Origin of the sequence: Methylobacter sp. (assembly GCF_023227905.1) — a bacterium.
Taxonomy (GTDB): Bacteria; Pseudomonadota; Gammaproteobacteria; order Methylococcales; family Methylomonadaceae; genus Methylobacter_A.
On the sequence record NZ_JALOCF010000055.1, the window covers coordinates 1 to 23534 of the forward strand.

A 23534-nucleotide genomic window follows, 5' to 3' on the forward strand; every position below is an offset into this window, starting at 1 on the left:
CGGCAACCGGGCCGCCTTTCTTTTGGATACTTTTCTTTGGCGGAGCAAAGAAAAGTATCTCGCCCTCGGGTGCGAGAACCCGGTTCAAATAAACTGTCGCGTTAGCGACGCCTTAAATTTAAATTCGACTGAATGCGTAACATCAGTTAATAACTAAACACGATTCAACCCTGTCTTTTGCGCTACGGTTAAGGTTATTGGCGCAAGCTTATAATTACTTATACGCGAAAACCCTCTGGTCTTATGTACGCCGGCTAACTTTAAAATAACTTTTTGGATACTGGCGCGATTGCAATCTTGGCCCTTAAACGCAGCGTCAACAGGCACATCGCAGATAAATCCCGGCTATTACCGAGTAAATCCGCCCGGTTTGAAACTATCCTAATTTGTATAGCCGAAGCGTGCGTTTTTGCAGTTAATTCGACAGAACCGGTTATAATTGCCGGGATTTTTTGTTCACGGTAAACCAATAAACAAGTTCTATGGATAACATCATACGTACCCATTACGACAACCTTAAAGTTACCAGAGACGCCCCCGCCAGCGTCATCAAGGCCGCGTATAAAGCTCTCTGTCAAACTTTTCATCCTGATAAATTCCAAGGCAACCGCGAAGAAGCAGAGAGAGTCATCAAGCTGGTAAACAGGTCCTATGCCGTATTAATAGATCCGGTTAAGCGCGAAGGACATAATGCCTGGATTCGAGAGCAAGAAGCCAAAGCCAAGGCTAAACGCCAAAGCGAAAAAACGCACGTCCATGAAACCGGCAAAGCAGCCGAGCCACAGCCTCATCAAAAGCACAACGCGCAACCGGAACACACACAACAACCGCCGCCTTCAAGCGCCAATAGCGAAACCCTGTTTCAGTATGCCTGTGATTTGAATGACCGGGGCCGGTTGGCGGAAGCCTTTTCGATTTATCACCAATTATCAGATCAAGGCCACACAAAAGCCCAATTCAATTTAGGCGTGATGTATGACCGGGGACAATACGTCGCACAGGACTATGCCCAAGCGGTTGCCTGGTATCAAAAAGCCGCAGAACAAGGCAATGCCAATGCGCAGTACAACTTGGCCCTTAAATATCAAATGGGCCAAGGCATAGCAAAAGATGATAACCAAGCGGCCTACTGGTACCGGAGAGCGGCGGAAGAAGCCACCGCAAAATCATAACCCGGCAACTGCGCTTTTAAATTGATCCGGTTCATCAGCTTAATAGAGACTTTAAAAACTTGTGACGACATTATTCCCGATTCCTGAAAACCATCCGCAACGCTTTGTGCTTCACAACGAAGTCCACGCCCGAGCGCCGTCTGTCGGCAACCTGCCGGTCAGAGCGAGCCATCTTGCCTTATTGCTGTCCAGCGATGAAAAAATGCAGGAGCGTAAACATTTGGCGACACTTTGCGAACGATTGGGGGTCGCTCCGCCTGAAAAAGAAGTCGATCATTTCAGCGCCACCTTTAATTCTTTTAAGATACGCTGGGAGCAGCACGGCGAGTTTAGTACTTACAGCTTTTATGTGCATGACATGCCCAAAGACCCTTTTGCGGATTCCGCGCTAAAAAAGGTTCCGGTGGATTGGATGTCGCAGCTGACCGGGCAAGTCATTGTTGCGGCTCACGCAACCATTGTCTCGCCCGCCGATATTAACTATAACGAAAATGCCGACTTGGCGTCCCTGTCGGCTTACTTCGCCAACAACCCGGTTATCGGTTCCAAAGTCACCGGCGGCGCAGCCTCGGTATTTACCGATTTTCGCATTCATGTTGACGGTTTTAGCCGCTTTTTGATTATTAACCACGACTTGAGAACGGAACAGGCCGGGCGCTTGTTGCAACGGCTGTTTGAAATTGAAGTGTACCGGGTTATGGCCTTACTGGCCTTCCCCATCGCGCGCAAACTGCGCCCGGCATTGAACAATTCCGACCGGCAGCTCTACAGCATCACCAGCGCCATGACGCGGCCTGACAATAACGACAGCGAATTATTGGATGAGCTGACCACGCTGGCCGCTGAAGTTGAAAACTACATCTCCAGCAACCACTTTCGCTTTGCGGCCGCCAGTGCTTATTACCAGCTGGTCGGACAACGCATCAACGATTTACGCGAAGTCCGGATTCAAGGCATCCAGACCCTGGGCGAATTCATCAAACGGCGGCTGGAACCGGCGGTTAACACCTGCGAATCAGTCTCGCACCGTTTTACCCTGCTGTCCGAACGGGTCAGCAACGCCAGCCAATTGCTGCGCACGCGCGTCGACATCATCATTGAGAAACAAAACCAGGGCTTGCTCGCGTCAATGGCCTTGCGCGCAAAAATGCAATTGCGGATGCAACAGATGGTGGAAGGCATCTCGATGGTCGCCATTACCTATTATGCCGCCAGCCTGATCGGCAAAATAGCCGAAGCGCTGCATGTTATCGGTTGGAAAGTTAATCCTGAAATCATTGAAGGTATTTCGATTCCTTTTATCTGGATAATTATCGCCATCAGCATCAAGCGGATTCATAAGATCATTGCCAATACGACTGAATAGCGGGATTGCAAAAACGGTTGCGATTGATGATTCATCCCCACGCTCGTGGGGAACACGAGCCATGCGTCCGTAATCGCCATAATGCCGCCGGTTCATCCCCACGCTCGTGGGGAACACTATACGGCCCCGCCGTTGCTTGTGTCGCCACTGCGGTTCATCCCCACGCTCGTGGGGAACACAACGGTTTTCTATGGCCACATCGTTTAGAACTCGGTTCATCCCCACGCTCGTGGGGAACACGCTCTTGTCGTTTGCGTTGCCGTGGGCGTTGCCGGTTCATCCCCACGCTCGTGGGGAACACTTAAACCTGCAAGACGAGGCGGGCGGTTATTTCGGTTCATCCCCACGCTCGTGGGGAACACTTTACAATAACGCCCCACAAATCATGATCTCTCGGTTCATCCCCACGCTCGTGGGGAACACACCATCATTCGACAAACTCCTCCACATCCTGGCGGTTCATCCCCACGCTCGTGGGGAACACGTTTTCTTATCGGTGCCGTGTACGTCAGCAAACGGTTCATCCCCACGCTCGTGGGGAACACATGCTCTGGTATTTGACGCAGTCAATGAGCTGCGGTTCATCCCCACGCTCGTGGGGAACACTCACCGTATTGTTCAAAATCCTACCGCGCCGCCGGTTCATCCCCACGCTCGTGGGGAACACGATCACGTAGCCCATGAAGTTTGTGACCACGCCGGTTCATCCCCACGCTCGTGGGGAACACATAACCCCGGCAACAGACGCTAATTCAGCGGTCGGTTCATCCCCACGCTCGTGGGGAACACATCAGGCAGCGTAATGCAAGTAACCCGTCAGCCGGTTCATCCCCACGCTCGTGGGGAACACGTCTTTTTTATGTGTAACCAGGGGCGCACGATCGGTTCATCCCCACGCTCGTGGGGAACACGCGTTTCACCTTGTCGTCAACCGATATCGCCGCGGTTCATCCCCACGCTCGTGGGGAACACATGAAATTAATAAAAATTTGCCTGTTGTTTTTCGGTTCATCCCCACGCTCGTGGGGAACACATTTATGAGCCGTGGTGGGGGATATTTTGGGGCGGTTCATCCCCACGCTCGTGGGGAACACAGATGCGCCGTGATAACCAGACAAATCAAGAACGGTTCATCCCCACGCTCGTGGGGAACACTCAACACCAAAGAAATAAGTTTTGTTTTGGAACGGTTCATCCCCACGCTCGTGGGGAACACCCCTCCATTATCAATCAACTATTCAACGACTACGGTTCATCCCCACGCTCGTGGGGAACACAATCTGCCAATGCCACACAAATGGCTTATATGCGGTTCATCCCCACGCTCGTGGGGAGCACCCATTTCGCGTTTGCCTCGTCCCACTCGCGTACGGTTCATCCCCACGCTCGTGGGGAACACGCTGTCGCGCATCCCCCGGGCCGTGCTAATATCGGTTCATCCCCACGCTCGTGGGGAACACATGGTCATGACGCCATTGCGTTACAGCATGGCCGGTTCATCCCCACGCTCGTGGGGAACACGCAACCATGATTGCCGCAATACATCCGATTGTCGGTTCATCCCCACGCTCGTGGGGAACACTTCCTGGCGGTAGACTCCGGTAAAGTGGGTTACGGTTCATCCCCACGCTCGTGGGGAACACAAGGTCATGGCGACCGAAGGCTATGGCGAGAACGGTTCATCCCCACGCTCGTGGGGAACACAAACCATGACATTAGATTCTGTTTTTTACATGCGGTTCATCCCCACGCTCGTGGGGAACACTAAACGCGGTTGTCTGGTGGTCGGGTCGATATCGGTTCATCCCCACGCTCGTGGGGAACACTGTGTCGTTTGTTACGCGCACCGTTCCGCATACGGTTCATCCCCACGCTCGTGGGGAACACGATGCCGGATTGATATTTAGGGAACTCGAACACGGTTCATCCCCACGCTCGTGGGGAACACGCCGCCCAAGCCGGAATATTTAGCCAGCGTTGCGGTTCATCCCCACGCTCGTGGGGAACACTCATCCAGGAAAGCCACCGCCACCATTACCGACGGTTCATCCCCACGCTCGTGGGGAACACGAGGGTATGGTGTTGCACCTGAAAGGTGTTGCCGGTTCATCCCCACGCTCGTGGGGAACACAGTTGCGCCAATAGAAGCATCGGCCGTTGTGACGGTTCATCCCCACGCTCGTGGGGAACACTCCAGCATCTTTCTGGTTGAACTGAGAAAATCCGGTTCATCCCCACGCTCGTGGGGAACACAAAATGGCTAACATTGAAACGGTTCGGGATGACGGTTCATCCCCACGCTCGTGGGGAACACTTCGCCGGTTTCACGGTCAATCGAATCGTTGTCGGTTCATCCCCACGCTCGTGGGGAACACATTCTGTCGGCATAGTTATTGCGTTAGCCCTGCGGTTCATCCCCACGCTCGTGGGGAACACATGAAATTAATAAAAATTTGTCTGTTGTTTTTCGGTTCATCCCCACGCTCGTGGGGAACACCGGCTGGGTAATGCCGGATTCGTCGCCCTGGGCGGTTCATCCCCACGCTCGTGGGGAACACGCGCCGGAACCGCGACCTGTACCGGAACCGTCAGGTTCATCCCCACGCTCGTGGGGAACACGCTACCGCATTCACTGCGCTTGAAACTGACGGCGGTTCATCCCCACGCTCGTGGGGAACACATTGGCGAGCCCCCTCAAGTCCATTATTTACCCGGTTCATCCCCACGCTCGTGGGGAACACGCACAGGCTATCGTTAACGGTTCGACTACGTGCGGTTCATCCCCACGCTCGTGGGGAACACGGCAGCACTGGTTGAGCAAGAGTCTTGCGTCTCGGTTCATCCCCACGCTCGTGGGGAACACGAATTTAACATGTGAGCGGTATCAATCAGGGGCGGTTCATCCCCACGCTCGTGGGGAACACGTGCCAGTCTTTCTCGGCAAATAACTCCGCTACGGTTCATCCCCACGCTCGTGGGGAACACCGCTCTCGCAGCCGCTCAATTTCCTCTGCCGCGGTTCATCCCCACGCTCGTGGGGAACACTTAACAGTAGCGCGTGACGGCAAGAAAGCAACCGGTTCATCCCCACGCTCGTGGGGAACACACGCCGTGTTAAGCGGAAAGCCGCGCACGAAACGGTTCATCCCCACGCTCGTGGGGAACACCCAAGTTCAGCTCGGCAATGCGTCGACAACAACGGTTCATCCCCACGCTCGTGGGGAACACACTGATCATAACATATTGTTACTCAAGAGAAATAACCACTCCGGTTTTCTCACCAAAAAAACGCCGGTTTTTTATCGTTAAATTGTTAAAGAGCCTTTTTATCCTTTGGGTCTTCAACCGGATAAAAAGAAACCAGTTTAAGTCCGTCAAACTCGACCGGCAGACGGCGGTTTTCGCCTAATGTGACAAAATCAAATCCCGATTCGGTATTGGTGCTCCAGGTCATAATCGCATTGCCATCCTCAATGCCGTCTACAATTTGCGCCCAGATCATTTCCCTGACTTTGGCCGATAAATCGCCGACATAAACGCCTGCACGAATCTCGATCAGCCAAACCGCCAATCGCCCTCTTAACCGGTGCGGAACGTTCTCAACTACGATGACCAACATCGCCGATACTCTCAGAGTTAGGAATGGCTGGGGCGATATTCTCTTCAGCAGGCTTTGGCAGTTCAAGTTCCCCGGCCGCCAGGACTTCTTCTATGGTGGGGATGATTTTTTTGAGGATTTTGCTTTGCCGGAAAATGTCGCGGCACATCAAGCGCACTTCCCGTTCCGGGTTGTGATAATTCTTGGCGGCGATTTTAAAAGCATGCGGAATAATGTCGTCGAACTTAAACAAATCGGCGATGTCGTAGACGAATGACAAGGGTTTTCCGGTATGAATAAAGCCGATGGCGGGCGCGTATCCTGCCGCCAGCACCGCCGCCTCGCTGATGCCGTACAGACAAGCCGTTGCCGAACTGATGCAACGATTCGGCATATCGCCGTTATCCCAGTCGGTCTGGTCATACCGGCGGCCGTTCCATTCCACTCCAGCCTGCTTGGCTAATAATTGGTAGATTTTTTTAACGCGAGCGCCTTCAATACCGCGCAGTTGTTCAACGCTTCGCCGCTCCGGCGGCTTTTCGCCGAAACGGATTTCGTACATTTTGCGCACGACTTTTAACCGCGCCTCATCATCCAGCGCCAACTTGGCCTGATACAGCAAGCGATCCGAACGCGCCCCGCCCGGCTGGCCGGACGCATAAAGCCGAACCCCGGCCTCGCCGACCCAGACCAGCAAAGTCCCTGCCCTTGCCGCCAGCGCGGCGGCGTGATGCGAAACGCGGGTCCCCGGCTCCAGCATGATGCAGGCGATGCTGCCGACTGGAATATGGGTGCGAATGCCGGTTTCGTCGATAACGACAAAAGCGCCGTCTTTAACGTCAACCTGGCCTTTTTCGATAAAGACCATGGAGACGCGTTCTTTCATGGTGATGGGTTTTAGGGGTGGCAACATGATTTTAATCCAAGGGTTTGTTCGATCCCAAGCGCCTGCTTGGGATCGAACGGAAATACAGCCAAAGCCAGCTTTGGACTCCGGAAAACGTGAATACAGGAGTTCAAAGCTGGCTTTGAACCTTATGCTGGTTTACGAGGTTTAGGAGCGCAAAACAAGGCACTCACCTGTCCTACTCAAACACGAAAAATACGCTGCATAAGCAGGGTTTGCATATCGCGCCGTCCATCGAGTATTGCATGGACTACGATTTTATCGGCCAACGTTTCGTAAATAATCCGATACGGCTTTTTTTCAATCACCTGCCGATACTGCCGAATCCCCAAAGACAATAACTCTTTGGGGATGCCGCCTCTATCGGGAAACTCGGCTAAATTATTTACCGCTGCCTCCAAACCATCAATGATCTTACCCGCAACACGATCGCTGACTTCCACAAGGTAATAATCATTAATATCCAGCAAATCAGCCAGCGCCGGTTCCGCTAGAACAACCTCCCGCATTATGCCAACCCGCGTCGCGCCCGCAATTGGCTAAAGACATCCGCACTGGAGGCGGTTTTGCCTAAACCGACCGCTTGCTGGCTTTGCGCCAAAATTTTCAGCAATGCCAAGGTTTCCTGCATGCGCTCATACTCGGCAACGGACTGAACCACCATAGTGGCTTCGCCGTTTTGAGTAATAATCATCGCCTCGCCGGAATCTTTTAATTCCAAAGCAACCTGCGCCGCATTGGCCTTGAGATAGCTAATGGGTTTAATGTTTTTTGATAAATTCATAGTGTTCTCGCGCGTTTTGCAAAGACCTAAATATAAACCAAATTCGGTTTGTTTTAAATTCTTGCTAAAGAAAGCAGGCCGCAACCGAAGGCTTTGGCGGGGCCTATGCCTTGAGTTATCTGGTTGCTAAAAGCCTCGGCATCGGTAATCGTCAGTACCCCATCAAACATCACCGTCTGAATTTTGCCGCTCCGGCCTTCTTTGTTTTTACGAAAATACAAGACCGGTTCCGGCTGCACAATCAGAGTATCCAGTTGCGCAAAGGCTTGCAGTTTGCGCTCCAGCCAAGCCTGTTGCTGCTCTTCGTGCAACAAGGGAACACGCACGGTTTTAGTAAAAGTTTTACCTTTTTTCTCGACGCTGCCTTTACTGCTGTCTTTGATGGTTTTAATGGGATTGGCACGTAGCCTAAAGCGCAAGCGCTGGCCGTTTTGAACATTCAAAACGTATTCGCGTTGGGCCAGTAATGCCGGGCTTTGTTCGCCGCTTTGCGGTTGTATGGCCGACTGCATCAACACCTGAGCGCCCATGCCTTTTTGCAGCTGTTCAACGCGAAACAGGAATTCCCGGTCTGCGTCTTCCAAACCGGGAAATAACCGCCATAAGGCCTGATGGAGCTGATAAGGATTTTGCGCTTGCTGCCAAGGGATATGGATTTTACTCAGGTACATACGACTCTCCTGCCGTCATAAACAGCGTTCGGCTGGCAAATTGCCGGGGTTGGTGAATAATCGGCACATCTCGCTTTTTCAAAGGTATTGCTCTAGCACTATTTTCTTCGCTATAGACAGTGCCTTGATTGCGGCCGATTTGCGCCAAAGCGGACAACGCCGACTCGGCAGACAGCAACGTTTCAAATAACGGCCTTGCCAGCGGGCAACTTCGCCGCCCCAATACCGGCGTGTAAATCGGCTGTTTAACTGCCTGAGCAATTTCAGCCAGTAACACAGCCGGTTCGGGATTATTCCACACGGCAACGGTATAGCTGGCGTCTTGCCAATATTCGCGCCAAGTCTGGATGGTATCGTGGCTTTTCAGGCCGCGATAATCTTCTCTGGCGTTTTTGACGGTGTGATAGTCGGTCATTTTTTGAGTAGCAATCCTCTTTTGAGTTTTTTTATCAAATACAGGATCAACCCGTACCGCAAACGACACGCTACCGGCCAAAGCTTGCTGCCGGTTTTGGTCGGTACGCTCCACGCCTAAGCAAGCACCCAGCAGACCTAATAAAGCGCTCCGACCGGGAAACAGTTCGGAAGGGCGCAAGCCCTCGAAGCTCTCCCGCCCCCAGGCCTGCATCGGACCTTGCAGTTTTAAGATTAAATGTTCACGCATGACATCTCTTCCGCTTAGGCTTGGCCGTTACTTCTTAGCCAATTTTCAAGTCCAGGCAGCGAAGGCTTGGTTACTATTCCGGCCGGTAATGCCACGTTATCCAATGCAAACTCCGCGCAACGCTCGATTAAACCATAACCTTGATGGACTTTGTCCCAGTAGCTGTTTAGTTCTTTGATTGACGGCTCTCTAAACCCGCCTTTATTGTCGGCCTGGATTGGTTTTTCAAACGCATTCGCCAAAGAAACCGGTTGATGAGAAAAACCGACCAATGCCACATCGGCCAGATTATGAGCGGCGAAACTTTGCTGCTTGGCACTGGGCACTTCGGTTGCCAGCATGTGCAAAACGTGTGCGGCAACGTCCAAGGCTTTTGCTCTGCTTTCTGCGCCTTCATCGGCTTTCATGTCCGGCAACAAACCAAGATTGACCTGCAATTGTTTAAGATTAAGACTGGCATAACGATAGAAAACACCGGATGAAAACTCCTGGGTATCCAAATGGCCGGAACCCAGTTCCTGCAAGTCATCGACAGCGGTAAACCAGTCGATGTCGGCATCGACGGCGTGAGTGGTAATGGCATGGGCTACAGCCAGCGCACCGTCGATTTTGCCGACCGCACTCATCAATCCCGAAGTTGCCATACGCCCCGATAAGGCTATATCCAAACCATTCGCTAAAGCTTGCCTAAAAGCTTGGCCGTCTTTTTCGATCTGCTTTTGCAGCTTTTTCGCATCGACGCCATCCGCTTCCAGCGCTTTGATTTGATCGCAAAAATAGGCGATTTCTTCCAACACCCAAGGAGCAACCGCATCGTCTTTGGCATCGTCAGCGCTGCTGTCTTTACCGGAGATATAGTCAATAGCTTGCTTGACAATACTTTCATCGTAGCGACCGGATAATGCGGCAATAGCGTCGTTTTGAAAATCCGCCAACCGTTTGGTGCGCACGCTGGGTTCGCCTAAATGCTGGCGATAATAATCGCTGTGACGCATGGTGCGTTTTAAACTTTGACTGGAAACCCGCACCCGCCGTTTGCCGCCGAAAATAGCTGATTTCTGCATGTTCATGTCGTCGCGATTCAAGCAAGAAGGGCTGTGGGAAATCAGGATGTGAAAGTTGATAAAGTTCTCGTTCATGGTTTGGTTCCTTTAAGCGGTAGCTTTTGATTTGGTGTTTTGGTAATAGAAGAAGTCTTCCAGTAACTGGCGCTTAGCCTGATCATTCCAGTAATACAAAGTCTTTGCTGTCGTCTGCCAATCCAGCGTCGGATTGGCCTGTTTTAACAATCGGCGTAATTGAATCAAGTCGTTGGGTTCTTGCGAACGAATCACCATGAACAGGCGTTTTTCGTTGATGTCGGCCTTGGCTAATGCCCTTCCCAATGAATCGCCGTTTTCCTGATGTTTAACCAACGGCAAGCAATACAATAATCGCCGCATACCTTTGTGGGCTTTGTTATCCAGCACTACCCGATAAAAAGCCGGTACTTCAATCAAATCACCGGGATTCATGACTCGTTTCAATTCCGCTTGTGGGCCGGGTTTTAATGCCTGATAGCGTTCATATAACGCCAGAAAATCGGGCATTTTGTTTTCTCCCTCACTCATGGATTTCCTCCTTCGGGTTCCAGTTCTTTAAAAGATTTATGTAAAGACCGCCTTGCCAATGCCAAGGCTTTCAGCATTTTCGGTTCTTGCCTGTAAGACTCGGTTGCCTTATTGAACAAGTCAATAACAATGGCCTTGAGTTGCTTATTCAGCAATTGCAACTCATCTTGCGATGCTTCAAATTTAATGGCCGCCAAACTGTTATGCATCAGGTTTTCCGTTTGTTGGTAATAGACGGCTTCAACCGGATCGCAAAGATTGACGCCGGAACCGTTCACTTTGTCCTTGATGCCGACAGCAAACAGGTACAACGATTTTCTTAACGCTGTTTTGTACGCCAAGCCGCTGCTAATAATTTGTTGAATTACGTCGCCATGTTCAGCCCAACCTTGCGCCAGGCTAAACAACTCATGGCGGCGCTCCAATACGGTTGCCTGATTGTTGCGATAACCGCCGATAATCAGTTGAATCTTATCGGCTGCCATAAAGGTTCTGGCTTGCTGAATAACCGGCGCGGTTTGCTGGCCTTCTTTGTCGTTTTGCCGGTCAACCACCAACCGGCCCATATGCGTCCAGGTCGGTGCGGTGGTGGTAAAAGACGGGAATTTTTCTTCTCTTTCGCCTTTTTTAACGGCGAATGTTCGTGAAGATAATGGGTGCGGCCAGACGCCTTCTACCGTGTAGTTAAATTTGGCTTTATTGAAGCCGTTATAAACTGGCCCGTAACATCCGCAGCAACTGCAATTAGCCGAGGTTTGGGGAGGCAATAGTTCAAAATGAGCAGGTTGCCATAACAAACCGCGATTCAGGCCGATTCTGGAAGCCGGTATTTTGGCGTCGGCTTTTATTCTGTCCAGATAATTGGGCAACTGGTCTTTTGTCGCTGAATACCAAGGCATGACGGATTCCGCCGTATCTTCGGCCAACACATTCAACCAGATTGTTTCCCTGAGTGTGCGGCCCTTAATCAAGATCGTGATCGGCGTACTGCCGCGCAAACTGCCTTTGAAACCGCCGCCCATGCTCGGACAGTTATTGGCGGCATTGAACAGTGCAATTGCGACACAGCCGCCGCATAAAGCTTCCGCCAAACCTTGCGGATTGACAAAGGCTTTATTGGTGCCGTCGGCAACCCCGGCCAGCAATTTATCCATCGGGGTTGGCTGCGTCGATTTTACGCCTCGTATTTGCATGAACGGCGTTACCAGGTGATTCAAATCGAACCAATCCATTTTTTCCCGACTGGCAGAGGCGTAATCTTCTGGCGTTATCGGCTCTTTGGCCAACTGAACCAATACTTTTTTGTCTTTGGGAATAAATAACGCTTGGGTAATGGCGCATAAAAGCTGCAAACAGGCCAGTTCCATATCGTCGCGCGGCAAACAAAGTTCGCCGGTTTGCTCTTCGCACAAGAGTTGCTGCAAGCTTATTTTCCGGTAGTTGCTTTGATGTTGGATTGGTATCCAGGCATCCGTGAGTAAATTCATGAGTTCTCCTTGGGCTTATCCATTCGGGTTAATCCTGTATTGACGTGATAAAAGTAGGTGTAGTTACCCTGTTGCGCGGCAAAGTGGCCGTCTGTAGTCGCCTTCATGGACAGCCAGATAAGGCCGTCTTTATCGGCTTCAGGTAGCCTGCCGTGTTTACCCCAACTTTTCGGCACAGCAACGCTATTCAGATTGATGGCTTCCAAGCGTTTGCTTTCATCCAGCTTGTCTATAAGTTCGCCACTTAACAAACAACGTTCACCCTGCTTCTCGGTATAGAAAGGCATCACATTCAGGTTCATGTCACCGTCACGGGTCAACGCGGAAACATTGCTGTCGTTGTCGGAAAGTTCGTTCATGTTGTTGCTAATCAGTCGCTTGGCCGTCATTTGACTGACCCAACAATCTTCTTCGTAAGCTTCGTAACTTTTTAATACCCATTCCGGTTCATCCGGCCATGCCTCTTCGTTATAAACCGGTTCTATCCAATCCCGATAAGCCGCCGGGAAACTGATTTGGGATTCCGTTTCTTGCTCCGCTTGCTGCAAGCATTGCTGAGTCCGCCACAGCACCCGGCTATTGCCGTAGATCAATTCATGCAATTCATAATCGTCTTCAGTCGGCAATAAAACGGTACAAACCGGTTGCCGGTAGTGCTCCGGCCTGCCGCGTAAGTGGCGGTGCAAACGGCCCATGCGCTGAAACAGCAAATCCACCGGGCAAAGCTGGGTAATCAGCCAATCGAAATCCAGGTCCAGCGACTGTTCGACTACTTGAGTCGCGATTAGTAAATGGCCTTTGCTTCTGGCCTCTAGCGGCTCAGACTTCGCCCCGAATAGATTCAGAACCGCTTGTTCTTTCTCTTGCCTATCGGCAAAGATAAAACGGGAATGAAACAGTAATAACTGATCCTCACTGAATCGTTGGTCTTGTTCGATTAGAGCCAATACTTGCTGATAAAGCTGTTGTGCAACCGCGACGAGATTGCAGACCAGACACACTTGAGCGCCCTGCGCTACTGCATCAAGCAAACGTTGAATCAAGTCATCGTCGGGCAATAAGTGGGATGTTTTAATCAGTTCCAGTTGCACCGATGTTGGTTTGGGTTGCTGATCGGGTCGTTCCGCTAAATCGAAAAAGGCCGTTTGCCCTGCGCTGCAATGACTGATCAACGGATAGGCTTGATTGGTTGTGGCTAATTCACAGCCCCAGGCTTTCGCCAACTGGGCTTTTTGATGGAACGGCAAAGTCGCCGACAATAAAATCGCGCTGCCTCCGGCAAGGCGCTGTTGCTCCAGCACAGCATCCAGCAAGCCGTACATGTAACTGTCGTAAGCATGAACTTCGTCGATAATCAAAATACTGCGGCCAATACCGAAGCCGCGTACAAATTTGTGCTTGACCGGCAGCACCGACACCAAAACCTGATCGACAGTACAAACGCCGATTTGGCCTAGAAATACCCGTTTGCGGCTTTGCGCCAGCCAGTTTCCGCATTGCACCCAGGCTTCTTCATGGCCTTGGGCTGTATTCGGCTGACAGGCCTGTTTCAAGTTTATGAAATTTTGCTCGTATTTCGCTCTGCCATGCGCCAGTACCATATTGGTTTGATTGGCAAACAACAAAGGTGCGGCCTTTTCCAAGCGTTTCAACATTGCGTTGGCGGTGGCCTGAGTCGGCAAGGCAAACACAATGCTGTCAGCCAGACCCAACGCCAACAACTGCCATGCGTATGCCAAAGCGGTTTCGGTTTTCCCTGAGCCTGTCGAGGCTTCTATCAGCGTTAAGCCTTGTACTTTGGGTAACTGTTCAACAAGGCATTGCACTTGTCTCGGAGGGAAGCCATTTAATAACGCATCAATAGTTTGATACGGCTTTATTTGGCTGATAACGCCCGCTTCTTGTAACATCTTTTTCGCAATCTTCAATCGACATTCATACCACTGCGTTAAATCGTCGCAAGACTGGTCGTCGTAAGTAAACGGTTCGGACGACCCCAGCCAATCGCTGACTGAACAGAACCCGGCCAGCATTGTTGCTTTAGTAGTTGCGAGCAATGGCGGGGTATCGTCTAGCGACAATCCGGCTGGTGCAAGAAACAACAACTCCAAGGCGCTCAGCCATTGCCGCCGCGATTGTTTAAATGCGTCCAGAATCAGTTGCGAAGCACTATGCAGCTGGTATTTCGGATTGTCTTTTTCATGATCTTGCGGCACAACGCCATGATGCCCGACTACCGGGGCTAGCCAACTGCACCATGCTACCCAATTATCATTGTCATCGGCATAGAAATCGTCTTCCGCTGACGAAAATCGTTCTTTTAAATCCTGATAAAACCAGTACAGCCCGGCCGGGCCGTGGTTATACTCTTTAATCGATTGCCCGTTTAGTTGAGTTGGAATTGCACATAACTCGACATTGACTGCTTTCCATGCTTCCAAGGCTTTGCGCTGAAAACGCAAATCGAATTTGCCGTAATCGTGCAAGGCGATAAAAAACAGCAGCCAAGCACGGGTTTGTTTTGCATTTAATCCGACAATCTCCATAAAACAGCGCCTAATATCGCGACTTTGCTGCCACCAAACATCCGCTACCGCCGCCACATCCAGACAATGATACGGCAACAAATGATAGCTGTTGCCTTGTTCGTCACTCGCACAGGCCTTGCCCCAATATCGGTACATTTTCATCCCCTAGCTTTTAACTTAAGCCCATTATCCACACTCACAACCTCATTCGGTGAGGTTGTGCTTTATTTTTTATATATTTTTTGCATGGATTCTATTTGCTCCCTGACTCCATCAATCAAAAACTGAGGCGATTTAACCTCCACTTCCGCTCCATGCTTGAGAATGTCCATGATCAATTCGCGACTGTCGTTGAACGGGATGCTCAGCTGGTAGTTGCCGTTATCAAGCCATTGCCCCTGTTGCTTGGGATGCCAGTTTTCATCGGCGACCCATTTGGCTCTGGCTTTGCTAAATTCCAGTACGGCGGTGTGCTGCGCGCTGCCGCTGAAGATGCCGTAGGACGAGGTGAGGAATTGCTCCAACAGTTCCGGCTCAATTAACAGGGCGTTTTGCTCTAGTATTTTTGCTGAGCCGATGTTGTCTACGGCGAATACGCGCAATTGATCGCGGTGATGGCAGTGGGCGGCCAGGTACCAGTTATCCCGATAATAAACCAGCTGTTGTGGCGAGACTGTCCTCCGGGTTTGTGCTGCACTTTCGCCTCTGGCGGTATACTCAATGTCGATTCGCTTGCCGTTGAACAGGGAGGTGGCTATCTTTTTGAACTGGGCATCGTCTTTTAAGCGCCTTCCGATGGAGAGGATTTTTATTTTCTGGGAAATATCGGCTGGGCTGTGCGGCTGTAATTTGAACAGTTGGTTGATTCTTTGTTGCAGCTGGCTTATCTGCTGGCTGAGCAGGCCGGGACTGATGTTTTGCAGGATTTGATGACAGATCAGCAAGCCGTTCAGTTCTTCGGCGCTGAACCAGAGGCCGGGCAATTGGTAGGGCTTTTCTGCATGTTGCTGGTCGTAGTAATAGCCGTTGAGTTTCCGGTCGTATGCCAGCGGGGCATCAAGATAACGACGCATGTCTTCTATGTAACGCGCCGCGGTTGCCTTGGCGCATTCCAGTTCGTTCATGATGTCTGTTAATGGTATCGGTGTGCGACGGTTGGTTAATAGATTGTGCAATCGATATATTCTGTCAAATCGATCCATTTGCTTTCTTCCTTTGTTTAATACTGATCGCTTAAGAGGTGTATTGCTCTGCCCGCTGCGCCCTGATAATCATCCAGCGGGATGCCTGCAATAATATAACCGGTGTCCGTGAAATGTAGTGGTTAAAAATGTCCGCCCGGACAGGCTGACAAATAACTCAGCTCATTAAGCACCAAAATGCCGGACATTTGATGCTGACTTCTGGTTGCAAATCATTCAAGTCCAAGGCTTTGCCGCAACTGTTATAAAGCGCGCCATCCAGCAGCCGATCACGACTTGTAGCCTAAATTCAGCCACAGGCAATAAGGCGACTGGCTTTACCCCATAAGTATTCCTGCATATTGTGCAGGCAATGCGTTTGCTCTAATTTGACTCTGTTTCTTCCGACTGATTTTTTAGGCTACCAGATTTAGAGTCTGCTGGCTCTGGCTGAAGCCTATAGCTAATAGTGCTAAGGAATTTTTATGAATATGACGCGTTGGCCTCAAGTTAGCATGATTATTTTGTGCGCCTGGATTTCCTCCGGGCAGTCCGTAGCGCAGCAGCCTTCCGATAGCCCGGCTGTATTGGATAGCGCCAAAATTGAACAGCTCACCGGCATGAAAGGCGGGCTGGATAAGACGGAGCCTGTTTTCAAGGTCAGCCAACCCCGCAAAGACCTGAACGCCACCGTGGCAGGCGTTAAAATGATTCCGGAAATGGGTTTGACCTCTTGGGCGGGGTTTCAGGCTGTCGGCGATCAGGTCATGGTGATGGGCGACATCGTGTTACTGGAAGATCAGGTTAATCCGGTGATGAGCGCCGCTTTGGATAACGGGCTGGAAGTCACCGGCCTGCACAACCATTTTCTCTGGGATAAACCCAGGATCATGTTCATGCATATCGGCGGCATGGGCAGTCTGGAGACACTTGCGGCCGGGGTCGGAAAAGTCTTTGCTAAAGCTAAGGAAAAGCATGGCGATAAAAAGCAAGCTCCGGCAGCCGGATTCGATACCGCTAAAACGACGCTGGACCCCAAACCCATCGAAACCATCCTCGGCGCATCGGCCGAAAAAACCGGCCCTATTTATAAAGTGACACTGGGGCGCACGACTCAGATGAGCGGTCACGGCGCCGGTAAAGCGATGGGCGTTAATACCTGGGCGGCCTTCGCCGGCAGCAATGACAAAGCTGTCGTTGATGGTGATTTCGCGATGCTCGACTCCGAACTTCAAGGCGTATTGAAAGCTTTGCGAGGCGCGAACATCAACATCGTCGCCATTCATCATCACATGGTCAATGAAACGCCGAAAATCGTTTTTTTACACTATTGGGGAACAGGCTCTGTCAACGATTTAGCCAAGGGAATCAAAACCGCCCTGGACACTCAGGCAAAGTCGTAGCATCTCACGACCGATACAAAGCCTGGTTGATAATGATTACACGGTAATCTCCCAACAGAAGCCGTACCAAGGGAAAAACGATGTCCGAATTTAAAGAAAATTTAAAGAAGGTTGAACGGCTCCTGATGACCGCCCAAATTTGCGGAGAATATACCGCCAGCACTACTTTGTACGATTTTCTTGATATCGACAAAACAGCGACCAAGGAACAGATAAAAGCCGGCATTGACGAGAATTACAAGTTCTATCTCTCCAGGCAATACGTCAGCGGTTGGAAAACCTTAACAAAAGAGTTTATTTCCTCACGACGGGCCATTGAATCTCTGTTATGTGAATGCCGATCCGAATATGACAATCATTTGCTTGAGCTCAGCGTAAAGGAGCTGCGCAATCGTTTTGTATCTCTTACACGCGCTGATCGAGAGCTGAGTGCTCAACAGAAAAAAGACCTCATCGAAGAAGGCACGGAAATTGGCTTGTCCGAAACGCAAATCATCAACATGATTACCCTGTGGATGGAGGCCGATGAGGTAAAAGCGGTTGAAATGCCGTCAACGTCCGCTTATGTGCCGCACGATGAATTTTCCGGTAAGACCTACTATGAACTGTTCGGGATTCCCCAGGATGCGGACTACTCGGAAATACTGAGAGTCTATGAAAAAGAATATAACCGGTATGTACATGGAAAAGATAAGGCGCGATGGGACAGGGTTTCAGACGGCTGGGAAATCCTGAAAGACCGCAAAAAGAGAGAAGCCTATGACAAAAAGATAAACGAGCCAAAACCAGCGATTGAAGAGGGTGTTCCGGTCTTGAAAGTCATCTGCAAAATGGATGGCTATCTTTACAAGGATGTAAAAAAAGGTTCGCAATTGACTGAAACGATCGTCATCAAAAACGACCATAAAGGCCAATTGCAAGGCAAGATAAAGTCGGATGCCGAATGGCTAGTGCCTGAGAGAGGGAATCTCGCCTGTAACTCCGAACAAACCCTGGATATCTCCATCCTTACCGCCAAGATGCCTGCCAATACCTATGATGCCAGAGGCACAATTACCCTTGACACCAATGGCGGCCCTCCCTGTTTGATATCTTTCAGGGTTATCCTGAATAACTTTGAAGCTGCCGCCAGTTTCAGAAGGACTTATGTGCCCCTTGCGGCCGCTTGTGCCGGTTTTATCGGCTCCTTTAGCCATTCACCGTTTTTATACTTCCTGATTAGCGCCATTTTTGCGGGAATACTTTTTTATTCCGTTGCTGAATTTATCGTTAAAACAACACTAAAAAATGGCCTGAATATACTCAAGCCACCTTCTAATTTGATACACGGCGCGACAGCGGGCGTGGTTGTTTTAACCATTCTGTCCCATTCGTTCGGCAGTTCAGTGACTAAGCACGCCCTTGAGCAAGAAAAGCTCGATATGTCGTCTGTTCCGGAAAAGCCGTATGTCCCCGCAATGCCGCAACCAGAACCATTGCAAACACCGGCTGAAGCCGAAAATAGGCCCGTTAATGCGGATCAGGTTGCTCACTATCAGCAATTTAGCCGGGTAGACGGCATTCTCGATAAAAGTGCCGAAGCGTTCTGGGGAGACGGCTTTAAGTCGTTGAAAGGCAAGACGCACTACGGTTTCGAATGCAGGGACCAAGACAAACTGGGTTTTCGCATTAATAGCCACTGTGCCGATTGGACGGCAACCCAACCGCCCCCACATCTCATCGCAATGCATTTTCATTCTCAGGACTGGGACTTTGCCCTAAAGTTTCCTGAAGATTCCCGCTGCGATGGCATCGCTTGTCCGCCTGCCCTGGCTGTTGAACCCCATGCGAATATAAAAAACACACCAAAGCAGCCATTAGCTGGGGTTTTAAGGAGTCCGGGCGCAAATGCCGGATACGTCACGGCTTCGCGAAGCAACACGCGTCTCGCTTCAAACATCGCCAAGAGTAAAAAGTGGAAACCCAAAACGAGCAGTTTTGCGCCGCCTTCCCGAGATGACCTATAAGCCTTGGAGAACCCATGTTATTTAACCGTTGCGCTTTTTATGTTGTGTTAGTTATTGCCATAGCGGCATCGGGTTGCGCCTACAATGTTCCTATCGTGGCTGACCCCGTCAAGGATATGCGTCAATCCCGGCTTGTCAGGAAAAAGATGCCCATCAAGGTTGGCATGTACTTGAGCGATGACCTTAAAAACTACATTTACGAGCAGCAAAGAATGGGCACGACCTTTCAAATGAATGTAGGGAAATATTTGCTCCCGATCGCCATGAAGATGGGCTCGGCCATATTTGACAAGGTGACGCTGGTTAACTCTTTGCCTCCTTATGACGGTAACTACAGGCCGGATGTTGAAGCCGTCATTAGACCGGAAGTCCTTTCTTGTTATGGCGATGCTGTTGGCGCTTTTTCAGGTTACATAAAAGCGAAAACAAAATTACGTGTCACTGCCTATGACTTAGGCGGCAATGCGTTATGGCAGGATGAAGCCATCGGCGAAAGTAAAAGCAAGCACATGGATTTCGTAAAGACTTGGCTTACGGATATGGAAGAAGTCGGAAAAACAGGCTATCGGGCTGCTTTTTCCGCCGCCACCCAAATTATCAATGATTTTTACGCCCGGCCTCCGCAGGAGCTTCTCTCCCTTCTTGAAATCAAAAAAGCGGAAAATTTGAGGAACCGGGGGGCTTTGCCTGATTTTGAGCTTTTTAAAAATCTTTATGAAAAGGGGCAGTTTCAATACGATAAAAAAAATTATTACCAATCCTTATATTTATTCGCAAAGGCATCAAACATAGCCTCTGACGAGCCGGCAGCATTATTTTATACCGGGGCGAGCTACACCCATACCGGCGATAAGTCCAGGGCGCTAAAACAATTCGAAAATATCATTAAAAAGCAACCTTACGGTCCGGAAGCCCGTGATTCAAAAAAATGGATTCAACGGCTGGACGACCCGTTAGAAATTGGAGTTTTCGGCAGTCGTAAATCCGACAGGTCTGCATTAAATGACCAGGCGATTAAAAACGCCTTGATCAACAGCGGCATGTACGAAGTTATGAATACCGCTAAGTTAACACCTCCGGCCAGCCCTATTCCCTCGCCAGACTTTTCGAAGTTTCTTGATACTTGCTATAAAAAAGGCATTAAGGTCGTTATTTGGCACGATATTGACAGCTCTTCCAAGAAACCCCAATACGACTTCTATAGCGGCGAAGATGTCGCAACAGAACATAGGGTTAAAATCTCTGCAAAAGTGTATTCAACAAAGAAAAAACGTTTAACAGCCGAACTTCAGATAAACGAAAGATCAAGCACCATACAAGAGCAAACAGCGCAACAGGAAATGGAAACAAGACAACAGCTATTGCAAAGCGGCGCTAAAAAACTGGCCTTGCAGTTGCTAAAAAACGATATTTTTTAAAGCCTGTAGAAAACGGTTTTGCCGGAAAATATTGGCCGACCGCTTCACGCCCTCAACTTCTTCGATGTCCAAGTGCTCAAGCGGCACATTCAAAATGTCCTTAAATCGCAGCCGGTGATTTTCTATATCAATTCCGGCAAGCTCCGCGCCAAAATGGAAAATGTGCAATAATGAAACCCTTGCTGCCGGTAACCAGAATACCATCAGCTTCAACAGCACTTCGCCCCTTACTTACCATCCGATCGGTGAAACCGGATTATTGCGGCAACCTCAAACGTCGATATTGAGGCGCTCGCCGCTCGGCATAACAGCCTGATTTATAGGCCAAGCTGTTGAAAACAAGCCTAATTAAAAAATGTTTTCCCTTTTCTAGGGGATGAGTGAAAATAGTTTATACTGTAAGTAAATGCGTACTTTTATCACTCATAATAAAAATAATTTAATGCCTCGGCATTGGATAAAAGGAAGTCAACAATGGTTCACGCTCAGCTAAATGCAGCTATTATTCAAAATGCAATCGGCAAGGTAACTTGCTTATTCTCATTACCTGACACTTACCTTCACACGTTAGTGGCCGATAAGAATTCCGGTATTGGCGGCTTTCCCAAAATTGGATTCGCAAACTCCAATTTAACAGCGGAAATTTTCAAGAAATTGCCCAGTGCCGTTTTGAGCCTGAGAAAGCTCAACATTACCCACTGGAAACAGCCATCGTGCACCTGGCTTACACTATAACCCAGGTCGAAGTCGGCTTTATCGACGCTCGTGAACAACAAGTTGCCGTTTCCTCGCCGGCATTGAAAATCGTTAAGCGCCATGAAGACGACCGATATCCTGCCAGCCTCGATACGCCGAAAAATGTTCAGAAGGTTTTTCATGCCTTACGGCCTGTTGTTGAATCTCCCTACCATAAGCGTCTTGCCCAGCAAGATCCGCAGCAGTGTAAGGATTTTTAAATGGATAACTTTGCTCAAAGTTGGCTGGATATTCAGTGCAAAGTAATTACAGGTTGTTGTTGCGCTTTATTATTGATGATAGAGCCCGACGGCAGCGCCTTGCTGCCTTTGGCACAATGGCCCGCTAATAGCAAAGAGCCTCTGGAGCTGTTAACCATTTCCCAGTTGGCGCTCAAAAAGGGCGTCTCCGTCATCAACCAAAATGTACTGGCGCCCGAATCGGATCAGCAGGCTTTCGATTACTTTGCTTCTCCTATCTTTATCGATACACATTTAGTCGGCGTTATCGCCGTAAAAACCGCCCTCCAGTCAGAACAAAATCAACAGCAAATTCTCGCCGCTCTGGACCAAGGCAAGAAATGGCTGGAACTTTCGGAACTTTTAACAGCACAACCACAAACCGGCAGTTCCAAGGACTTTTATGCAACAGTCGTAAGCCTGGCAGCCGCCTGTCTCGATCAAGACACTTACAACGAAACGTTAATAGCGCTGATAACAGAGCTCACCCGGCAATTTCAATGTGAGCGCGTATCGATAGGCGAAGTTAAACGCAACCATGCAGAAATTATTGCCTTGTCCAATAGCGCCAACTTTGATTCCAGGGCCAACCTGATGCGAACCCTTGCCAATGCAATGGATGAAGCCGTTGACCAGGACAGGATCATTGTTCATCCGCCGGCAAAACAGAAGCCCGGCTACATTAGTCGAGCCCATCTGGAATTGGCGAAAAAATATGGCTCAGGCTCAATCTGCACGCTGCCGCTGATTTACCAGGACTCGACTTTTGCGGCAATGACACTGGAACGTAGCGAAGAAAATCCGTTTGCGCCCGCAACAGTCCTGCTGCTAGAACAAACCCTGTCGCTGCTGAGCCCTTTTTTGCATCTGAAGCGTACAGAAGAACAAGGCCTGCCTTACAAAATCGGCAGCAGCCTGAAAAAACAGCTTTCCGGGCTATTTGGCCTTAACCATCTGGGCCTGAAACTGTCTGCTGTGGCGTTAATTTTACTGCTGGGCGCAACGAACACTATCAAAGGCGACTTTAAAATCCATGCTGATGCTGTCTTGGAAGGCAAAGTGCAACGAGTCGTTGCCGCCCCTATGCAGGGTTTCATATTAACGGCGGATGCCCGCGCCGGGGATACGCTAAAAAAAGGCGAGTTGATGGCCATGATGGACGATGCCGATTTAAAGCTGGAAGCCGTTAAGTTAGCCAGCCAACAGCAGCAAATTGCCCGGGAATACCGGGAGGCGATGTCCGACAGGGATCTGGTAAAAGTCAGCGTGCTCAGCGCGCAACTTGAGCAAGTTAAAGCACAGCTTCAGCTCATTCATGAGCAATTGCAGCGCACATCAATTGTGGCCCCATTCGATGGCGTGGTGATTGAAGGCGATCTCAGCCAATCGCTGGGCTCGCCGGTCGAACGGGGCGCCAGTCTGTTTAAAATGGCGCCGTTGGAAGGCTACCGGGTTGTGCTCAATGTTAACGAGCGGCTCATTTCCTATGTGCAAGCCGGGCAGACCGGCGCCTTGGCCTTATCGAGCCTGCCGGAACAGCACATCCCGCTGACCGTCGAAAAAATCACCGCGGTATCCCGGGTAGAAGGCGGCAACAATATTTTCCGTGTAGAAGCCAGCCTGCATAACCATTCCGATCTTTTAAGACCGGGCATGGCGGGCGTAGGAAAAATCAACGCAGGCCAAAAGCCGCTGTTATGGATTTGGACGCATGAGCTGGTCGACTGGGCAAGCTTATGGTTCTGGTCCTGGTGGCCCTAATGGC

19 protein-coding genes and 1 CRISPR repeat array are annotated in these 23534 nt (G+C 50.1%); of the genes, 7 read left to right on the forward strand and 12 right to left on the reverse strand.

Annotated elements, in window-relative coordinates:
• Positions 1–482: 482 nt before the first annotated feature.
• Positions 483–1172 carry a J domain-containing protein gene (locus tag M0R47_RS17845; RefSeq protein WP_292557304.1) on the forward strand — a complete coding sequence of 230 codons (690 nt, stop codon included), beginning with the start codon at positions 483–485 and terminating at the stop codon, positions 1170–1172.
• A gap of 61 nt (positions 1173–1233) precedes the next feature.
• Positions 1234–2538 (forward strand): DUF3422 domain-containing protein, encoded by a 1305-nt coding sequence (locus tag M0R47_RS17850; protein ID WP_292557306.1) that lies wholly within the window; start codon positions 1234–1236, stop codon positions 2536–2538.
• 27 nt (positions 2539–2565) lie between these two features.
• Positions 2566–5766: a CRISPR direct-repeat array (repeat unit 29 nt; unit sequence CGGTTCATCCCCACGCTCGTGGGGAACAC).
• A gap of 85 nt (positions 5767–5851) precedes the next feature.
• Here the strand turns inward: M0R47_RS17850 and cas2e are convergent.
• From cas2e to M0R47_RS17905, 11 genes are all read right to left on the reverse strand, one after another.
• The gene (gene cas2e, locus M0R47_RS17855; protein ID WP_292557308.1) at positions 5852–6157 is read right to left on the reverse strand and encodes a type I-E CRISPR-associated endoribonuclease Cas2e; all 306 of its coding nucleotides are present in this window, start codon (positions 6155–6157) and stop codon (positions 5852–5854) included.
• Positions 6138–7049 carry a type I-E CRISPR-associated endonuclease Cas1e gene (cas1e, locus tag M0R47_RS17860; RefSeq protein ID WP_292557310.1) on the reverse strand — a complete coding sequence of 304 codons (912 nt, stop codon included), beginning with the start codon at positions 7047–7049 and terminating at the stop codon, positions 6138–6140. The genes cas2e and cas1e overlap by 20 nt, the downstream gene beginning before the upstream one ends.
• 176 nt (positions 7050–7225) lie before the next feature.
• The gene (locus M0R47_RS17865) at positions 7226–7552 is read right to left on the reverse strand and encodes a type II toxin-antitoxin system RelE/ParE family toxin (protein ID WP_292557312.1); all 327 of its coding nucleotides are present in this window, start codon (positions 7550–7552) and stop codon (positions 7226–7228) included.
• A complete protein-coding gene (locus M0R47_RS17870; protein ID WP_292557314.1) occupies positions 7552–7827 on the reverse strand; it encodes a type II toxin-antitoxin system Phd/YefM family antitoxin in 276 nt (91 codons plus the stop codon). Before M0R47_RS17870 ends, M0R47_RS17865 begins: the two co-directional genes overlap by 1 nt.
• A gap of 53 nt (positions 7828–7880) precedes the next feature.
• Positions 7881–8498, reverse strand: a complete 618-nt coding sequence (gene cas6e, locus M0R47_RS17875) for a type I-E CRISPR-associated protein Cas6/Cse3/CasE (RefSeq protein WP_292557316.1) — start codon at positions 8496–8498, stop codon at positions 7881–7883.
• On the reverse strand, positions 8485–9162 hold the full coding sequence (gene cas5e / locus M0R47_RS17880; protein WP_292557318.1) for a type I-E CRISPR-associated protein Cas5/CasD: 678 nt from the start codon (positions 9160–9162) through the stop codon (positions 8485–8487). The genes cas6e and cas5e overlap by 14 nt, the downstream gene beginning before the upstream one ends.
• 14 nt (positions 9163–9176) lie before the next feature.
• Positions 9177–10301, reverse strand: coding sequence for a type I-E CRISPR-associated protein Cas7/Cse4/CasC (gene cas7e / locus M0R47_RS17885; protein WP_292557320.1), 1125 nt, complete (start codon positions 10299–10301; stop codon positions 9177–9179).
• Between the two features lie 12 nt (positions 10302–10313).
• Positions 10314–10772, reverse strand: coding sequence for a type I-E CRISPR-associated protein Cse2/CasB (gene casB / locus M0R47_RS17890; RefSeq protein ID WP_292557322.1), 459 nt, complete (start codon positions 10770–10772; stop codon positions 10314–10316).
• Positions 10769–12259 carry a type I-E CRISPR-associated protein Cse1/CasA gene (gene casA / locus M0R47_RS17895; protein WP_292557324.1) on the reverse strand — a complete coding sequence of 497 codons (1491 nt, stop codon included), beginning with the start codon at positions 12257–12259 and terminating at the stop codon, positions 10769–10771. Before casA ends, casB begins: the two co-directional genes overlap by 4 nt.
• Entirely contained in the window at positions 12256–14943 is a 2688-nt protein-coding gene (cas3, locus tag M0R47_RS17900) for a CRISPR-associated helicase/endonuclease Cas3 (protein WP_292557326.1), read from the reverse strand. Before cas3 ends, casA begins: the two co-directional genes overlap by 4 nt.
• A gap of 68 nt (positions 14944–15011) precedes the next feature.
• A complete protein-coding gene (locus M0R47_RS17905; protein ID WP_292557327.1) occupies positions 15012–15911 on the reverse strand; it encodes a WYL domain-containing protein in 900 nt (299 codons plus the stop codon).
• 542 nt (positions 15912–16453) lie between these two features.
• On the opposite strand from M0R47_RS17905, the gene M0R47_RS17910 reads away from it, so the two are divergent.
• From M0R47_RS17910 to M0R47_RS17920, 3 genes are all read left to right on the forward strand, one after another.
• On the forward strand, positions 16454–17371 hold the full coding sequence (locus M0R47_RS17910; protein ID WP_292557329.1) for a DUF1259 domain-containing protein: 918 nt from the start codon (positions 16454–16456) through the stop codon (positions 17369–17371).
• 80 nt (positions 17372–17451) lie between these two features.
• The gene (locus M0R47_RS17915) at positions 17452–19377 is read left to right on the forward strand and encodes a hypothetical protein (protein WP_292557331.1); all 1926 of its coding nucleotides are present in this window, start codon (positions 17452–17454) and stop codon (positions 19375–19377) included.
• Positions 19378–19391: 14 nt separating this feature from the next.
• Positions 19392–20795 (forward strand): hypothetical protein, encoded by a 1404-nt coding sequence (locus M0R47_RS17920; protein ID WP_292557333.1) that lies wholly within the window; start codon positions 19392–19394, stop codon positions 20793–20795.
• On the opposite strand, the gene M0R47_RS17925 is transcribed toward M0R47_RS17920, so the two are convergent.
• Positions 20775–21008 carry a hypothetical protein gene (locus M0R47_RS17925; protein ID WP_292557335.1) on the reverse strand — a complete coding sequence of 78 codons (234 nt, stop codon included), beginning with the start codon at positions 21006–21008 and terminating at the stop codon, positions 20775–20777. The two genes, M0R47_RS17920 and M0R47_RS17925, sit on opposite strands and share 21 nt — an antisense overlap.
• Positions 21009–21508: 500 nt before the next feature.
• Here M0R47_RS17925 and M0R47_RS17930 point away from each other — a divergent pair, with 500 nt between their 5' ends.
• The gene (locus M0R47_RS17930) at positions 21509–21751 is read left to right on the forward strand and encodes a hypothetical protein (protein WP_292557337.1); all 243 of its coding nucleotides are present in this window, start codon (positions 21509–21511) and stop codon (positions 21749–21751) included.
• A complete protein-coding gene (locus M0R47_RS17935) occupies positions 21752–23530 on the forward strand; it encodes an HlyD family efflux transporter periplasmic adaptor subunit (protein WP_292557339.1) in 1779 nt (592 codons plus the stop codon).
• The last annotated feature ends 4 nt before the right edge of the window (positions 23531–23534 follow it).